Here is a 6,327-nt window from a genome sequence, read left to right as displayed (position 1 = left end):
GAACTGACGAAGCGGTCCTGCGGCTTGGCGGGTTTCGCCTCGGCCATCGGCACCGACGCATTGTCCTGCGGGAACACATCGGCGGCCGCATCGGTCGTGATGAGGTTGGCCAGGCGCAGTTCACCGCGCGACAATTCGTGCAGGTCTTCCCACGGCGGGACACTGAGCGCGAGCGACAGCAAGTCGCCTGTGCCGCCCATGTCGAAGGTGTATTTCGCCAGCCGCCCGATGTCGCGCTCCACGATCATCAGATCCTGCGCGCTGTAGCTCGCGGCCTTGGCATCGTCGGCGCGATCGCCCATCCAGATCTGGTGCACGCGGACATGCGCGACAGGGGGCACATAACGGGTCTTGCCTGCGAGAAGCAGGAATACGCACATCGACTCGCAATAGGCTTCCGGCGCCACGCTCGCGCGTTCGCCTTGCGGGGTCTGCGTGCGTACGGTGGCGCCGACCGTGGTCAGCGCACCGAGATTGCGGAACCGCCGGCCAAGCGCGATGGAATCGTTGACCGAGCCGCCGCTGGAATCCAGCACGATGGTTGCGCCGGCGAGCTGACGATTCTTGGCGAATTCGTCGAACTCCCTTGGACTTTCTGAAGTGACGATGCCGACAGCCGAGACCCAGCCTCTGCAATCGGGCTGGCACGGATTCCATTTGAAACGCATCGGCTGTTTGCGTTCTTCGAGGGTTCCGCCGGCGTGAGCCGAATTACCCAGCGCCGTGATCGCGCCAGGCAATGCAAGACAGAAGGCGGTGGCGCCGAGAAGCGCCCAGCCGCGAAATTTCAGCGACGTCACAAACCTCAATTTGGTTCCTTCCCCCAAGCCCCGTCCACGAATAGCGGCAATGGCTCCGGTTTTATCGCAAGATGATTCTGTCATCGATCCGTATCAAAACGGTAACTGGGCTGTCCTGTGTCGTCCATAATACCTTGGCTTGCTGCGCCGCTTCGCGGTGCGATAATTGTGAACTGTGGCGTAAATATCTGCAGGCATTGAGTTCCTTGCTTGGGAACACCCGCAAAACTACGTACATAGTTCGGCATGGCACCCGCAGACCGTTCATCGTCACGTCAAAAACAATGCACGGATTGTGCCAGCACAGTCAGCCGTCTGCCGCGAAATGCGGGACGCGTGCTGATCTGGATCTACCGGCACACGCTGTCGCTGCTGGTCGGCTACAACTGCAGGCATTTGCCGACATGTTCGGTGTATGGCGATGAAGCGATCGAGCGCTTCGGCCTATGGGGCGGCGGCTGGATGACGCTGGCGCGGATCCTGCGCTGCCAGCCCTGGGGCACGTCCGGCATCGACAACGTGCCACTCACAACACCTCCGGGCGCGTGCTGGTATCTACCGTGGCGCTACGGGCGCTGGCGCGGCGTCAACAGTTCGTGAATGCGACGCTTAGCCTGAGTTTCGCCGCTCAGCGCCAGAAGAAAAATCCGCCTCGCGGCTGCGGTCCGATATCCGCCGGCGGTCGCGGCCTGCGCGGTCGTGGCGGTGACGGCGGCGCCTCGGTCGACGACGTGGCGTCGGCAGCGGTCGATCCATCGTCAGGCAATCTAACCGAGAGCAGCAAGTTCGATTCCGGCGTGCGCCAGCGATAGCCGATGCCGAAATCGATCGGCTGCGCGCGCCGGAACAGCGCGGCGTAGGATTCCTGATAGCGTCCCTCGAATTCGTCGATCGGTCCCAGATAACGGCCGAACGGGAAGAAGCGCCATTTCCTCGTGCTGTAATAGGCAAGCGGGATTCCGGAATCGTCCTGGATGATGGTGGCGCTGTTATTAAGCAGGAAGTCGCGCACTGTGGTGAAGTTGCCGGAATGCAGCAAATAGGAGGCGCTCTTGATCAGGCTGTTGCCGGGCGCGAGCGTCGCACAGAAATTCAGAAAACCGCTCGCCTTCACGCCGGAATTGGAGAGATCGGTCGAAAAGTAATACAGCGTCTTTTCCTGACCGTCGCTGCCGGCGAAGATGATGCGCACGCCGCGTACGGCATTCGGCCCGGGATTTTCGCCCGCGAAATACGCAGCGCCCTTGTCGTCCAGCGAGATCGGACTGACGCCCTTCACGGTCATGCCCGAGCGCGCCAGGAATACGTAGAGGATCGGCAGTGTGCCGCTGATCTGGTCCGCCTGCAGATCGGTCTTCATCTGCTTGGTGATGAAGAAACTGAAGCTCAGGATCGAACCGAGCGAGCGCTCGACGTTGTAGAGCGCGGACGCGATGCCGCCGCGCGGCAATCTCGAGAGGTCAGGCACCGAACCGACCGGCTCGAGCGCGCTCAGCACGTAGGTCGAAGCCTTCGAATAGAATGCGTTCGCATAGAGAAAGTCCGGACCTGAGAACATGTAGAACATGGTCGGCCGCGGCGCCGCCAGATTGGTATCCGCCCAGGCGCGGATCCGCGATAGTTGGCGCTGCTCGAGTTTCTCGAACGCGGCGTCGAAAAATTTGGCGTGCCGTTGCCAGGCCGGATCCCTGGTGAGCGGCGCGAGCGGCGATTCCGCCGACGGCATCATGCCCGCCAGAAATTTCGCGGTATCGTCCACCGTTGCGGTTTGGGCATAGGCGGTAGCCACGGCCGCCAGCAGCATGACGGCAGCAAGCATCGCCATTCTCAGGGAATGCAGCATGTTCATTCGTGGCCTGCTGCGGCCGCAGGGACTTGATTTTCCCGCTTGCGGAAGACGGCGTAAATCAAGAGACCGGAAAACATGATCAAAAGACCAAGGAACGAGCGCAGCGGCTGTTCGGTCAGGAGATAGTACATCATGAAGCCGGTCACGAGCAGGAAAACCACCGGGGTTACCGGGTATCCCCAAGCGCGGTAAGGCCGCGGCAGGTCGGGATGCGTAATCCGCAGCTTGATGACCCCGAGCACGGTAAAGAACGAACAGAACAACAAGGAGAACTGGATGAATTCAAGCACCGCCTCGAAGCTGCGCGTAAACAGCATCAGGCTCGCGACCGTGAGCTGAAACAGAATGGCGTAAGCCGGCGCGCCGCCGGTCGACCTTCGGGCGAACATCCGCAGCACCGGAAGATCCTCGCCCATCGTCATCATGACGCGCGGACCGATCCACATCATCGCGCTGATCGAGGAGATCAGTCCGAAGCAGATCATCGCGCCGACAATGCGGCCGCCGACCTCGCCGAAGATGTGGCTGCCGGAAATCCGGGCGACATCGAGTTGGCCTGCGAGCTTGTCGATCGGCGCGGTATGCAGGAACACCGCGTTGAGCGCGACGTACAATACGAGCACGATCAGCGTTCCGATCAACATCGCCCGCGGCACATTGCGCTCCGGCGACCTGACCTCGCCAATGATGTAGGTCGCCGCGTTCCAGCCCGAGAATGAATACATCACAAATACGAGACTGATCGCGAACGGCGCGCTGACGATATGGGTGAAGTCGGAGGCTGAAGGCGCAAACGACACCGGCTGCGCCGAGCCGATTATGAAACCGCAGGCAAGAAAGGCTATGATCAGCGCCACCTTCAGGATGGTGGCGATAAGCTGGAAGGTCGAGGAATGCCTGATGCCGGCGAGTTGCACCAGCGACACCAGCCAGACTACACCGACCGCAAGCACCACCGGCGGCGCATCTGGAAGCACCGACCTGCCGTACTCGCCGAACGCCATGGCGGCCAGCGCGACAGGCGCGGCGAAGCCGACCGTCGCCGACACCCAGCCGGCCACAAAGCCGAAGGCCGGGTGATAGGCCCGGCCGAGGAAGTTGTACTCGCCGCTCGAGCGCGGAAACATCGCTCCGAGTTCGCCGTAGGAAAACACCCCGCACAACGCGACGATGCCACCGACGGTCCACAGCAGCAGGATCGAAAAGCCGGAGGGAATATCCTTGACCTGAAAGCCGAGGCTGGTGAAGACGCCGACGCCGACCATGTCGGCAACGACGATGGCGACCGCCACCAGGAACGAAACGCTGGAACCGCTGCCGGAGCGCGCGCCGGACCAGGCCGGGCTTCCCGTTTCTGATGCCGCCATCTCGGACCGTACCTTCAGCGCCGCAGCCAGGAGCTGCATCGTGCAGGCTGACGCCCCTCAATTCAAGCAATGTTAACAATGGTTTAAATTACAACACGAAATCGGTTTTATGATACCGCCGTCGGCACCGCGCCACTACCGGATTGCGAAAACATCGTGACGGTCCCACAATCGCGACACGATTGCGTGGTCTCCTCAGGGCTTCCGGACGTGGGGGATGCTTAACGTCGCCTGAACGCGTGAGAGCTTACGCCGGTTGACGGTGGATCTTGGGGCATTGGGGTGGATGGTCGGAGCAATTCCGAAATTCCAGATAGCTGATCGCGCCAACCGGGCGATGTCCTCGGTCATGCGGCGCCGTGCCCTGCCCCTTCGTTGGCACTTGGCTGCGATGGCTGCGCTGTTCGTGCCGATGCCCTTTCTCCTAGTTCAGTGCGGCAAGGCGCCGAACGCCGAAATGCTGGCAGCGAACACGGAAGGCGCAAAGTCCCGGGCCGCGAAACCCCAGGCTTCATCCGATACGTTCGACGACCGTTTCCCCACGCCGCAATTCGCCGACCGTTTCCCGACTGCGAATGAAAGCCTGCCCCAAGAAGGCCTGCCCCAGGTACAGCGGCAGGTCGCGCTGGCACCTCAGCAGCGCACGGTTCGCACGGAGCCCGTGAGGGTCGCGTCGCTAACGCCGACGCTGACCCTGCCCCGTGCCGAGCGCGACGAGCTGACCACACTGGTCAGCATGAAGTCCTCGGCCTTCCCCTATTTCGGCACCAACCCGCGCTCCGAAGAGCCGTTCCTCAACATCACCAAGGGCGACCGCAAGGGCCACCGTAGCCATAGCGGCCGGGTCTATTGGCAGGACGAGACCTACAACGACAGCCGCGTGCTGGTGCATGTCCCCGAGACGTTCGATGTCAAGAAGCCGGGCGTCATCGTGGTCTTCTTCCACGGCAACGGCGCGACGCTGGAGCGCGACGTCCGCGACCGCCAACTGGTGCCGCAGCAGATCTCGGATTCCGGCGTCAACGCCGTGCTGCTCGCGCCCCAAATGGCCGTGAACGCCGCGGACTCTTCGGCCGGCAAGTTCTGGCAACCGGGAGGCTTCAAGCGCTTCATCGATGAATCGGCCAGCCACCTCGCCCGCCTCTACGGCGATCCGAAGTCGGCGCAAGCCTTCGCGAACCTGCCGATCGTGATCGTCGGCTATAGCGGCGGCTTCCTGCCGACCGCCTGGAGCCTTGAGGTCGGCGGCGTTCCGAACCGGGTCCGCGGCGTGTTCCTGCTCGACGCCGTGTACGGCGAGCTCGACAAGTTCGCGTCCTGGATCGAGAAAAACCGGACCGGCTTCTTTGTCTCTTCGTATACCCGCTACACCAAGCGGCACGACGAGGAACTGATGCAGATGCTCCGCGACAGGGGTATCACCGTCACCGAGAGCATGGACGGGCCGCTGCGGCCCGGCAGCGTCGTGTTCGTGCAGACGCCCGACGGCGTTACCCACCGCGATTACGTGACGCAGGCCTGGACCGAGCATCCGGTCAAGGACGTGCTGGTCAAGATGGCGGCAACACCCGCTTTGACGCGGGTCGCCAGCACGCCATACGCCAACCGGTAGCCTCGCCTCGCCGCACTATCGCGGCGCGCCAACCGTCACCCTTCGGATCGAATTGTCTTTTTCGGCCGGGTCAGAATCACCGTCACCAGCGCAAGCGCGACGAAGGCCGTCCCGACATAGCCCGCGGCGTAGAGGAGATCGTTCGCGTATAGAAAACCGCCGATCGCCGATCCCACCGCCTGCCCGACATAGAGGACCGATGTGTTGAGCGACACCGATGCGGATGCGAGCGAAGGTGCCGCACCGACCAGCCGCACCTGCTGCATCGAATTGGTGGAAGCAAAACCCAGGCCCCAGATCGCGACGGACACGGCCATCAACGGATAGATCCCGGCGCTCAACGTCCAGCCGGCGAGGCCTGCCAGCAACACCGAGGTGAACAGAAGCGAGGTTTTCCAGGCGCCCCAGGAATCGACGATGCGGGTTCCGATCGCAGTGCCGATGACACCGCACACGCCATAGACGGCGAACACCAGCCCGATTGCGTCGGGCCCCGCGCCCGTCAGTCTCGCCAGCAGCGGACCCATGAAGGTGAACACCACGAACTGGCCGGACATCTGCAGCGCGGTAATCGACAGCAACAGCACGATCAGGCGGTTGCGGCCAATAGCGGCCCATGTCTTGAGGTCGACCGGCGCGCCCATCAGCCCGTGCGGCAGGCGCCAGGCCAGAAGGAGGAAACTCACGCAACCCATCAGG

General features: G+C 62.6%; 6 protein-coding genes. 2 read left to right on the top strand and 4 right to left on the bottom strand.

The window, feature by feature from the left end; all coding sequences use genetic code 11:
- Positions 1–809, bottom strand: an 809-nt coding sequence (locus tag CP49_RS23205; protein WP_057852513.1) for a COG3904 family protein, incomplete at its 3' end; no start/stop codon positions are given.
- A gap of 237 nt (positions 810–1,046) precedes the next feature.
- On the opposite strand from CP49_RS23205, the gene yidD reads away from it, so the two are divergent.
- Positions 1,047–1,400, top strand: a complete 354-nt coding sequence (gene yidD / locus CP49_RS23200) for a membrane protein insertion efficiency factor YidD (RefSeq protein WP_057852496.1) — start codon at positions 1,047–1,049, stop codon at positions 1,398–1,400.
- Between the two features lie 28 nt (positions 1,401–1,428).
- Here yidD and CP49_RS23195 read toward each other — a convergent pair whose 3' ends face one another.
- Positions 1,429–2,643, bottom strand: a complete 1,215-nt coding sequence (locus CP49_RS23195) for a hypothetical protein (RefSeq protein ID WP_156438593.1) — start codon at positions 2,641–2,643, stop codon at positions 1,429–1,431.
- A 2-nt stretch (positions 2,644–2,645) separates the two neighbouring features.
- Entirely contained in the window at positions 2,646–4,016 is a 1,371-nt protein-coding gene (locus CP49_RS23190; RefSeq protein WP_057852511.1) for an APC family permease, read from the bottom strand.
- Between the two features lie 286 nt (positions 4,017–4,302).
- Between CP49_RS23190 and CP49_RS23185 the strand changes: the two genes are divergently transcribed.
- A complete protein-coding gene (locus CP49_RS23185; RefSeq protein WP_057852495.1) occupies positions 4,303–5,628 on the top strand; it encodes an alpha/beta hydrolase in 1,326 nt (441 codons plus the stop codon).
- A 35-nt stretch (positions 5,629–5,663) separates the two neighbouring features.
- Here the strand turns inward: CP49_RS23185 and CP49_RS47685 are convergent.
- The coding region (locus CP49_RS47685) for an MFS transporter (protein ID WP_338060373.1) at positions 5,664–6,327 on the bottom strand (664 nt) is incomplete at its 5' end.

Origin of the sequence: Bradyrhizobium valentinum (assembly GCF_001440405.1) — a bacterium.
In the GTDB taxonomy this organism is placed as follows: Bacteria; Pseudomonadota; Alphaproteobacteria; order Rhizobiales; family Xanthobacteraceae; genus Bradyrhizobium; species Bradyrhizobium valentinum.
Note: the sequence above shows the minus strand (reverse complement) of the source record. Positions and strands in the feature narration are given on the sequence as shown.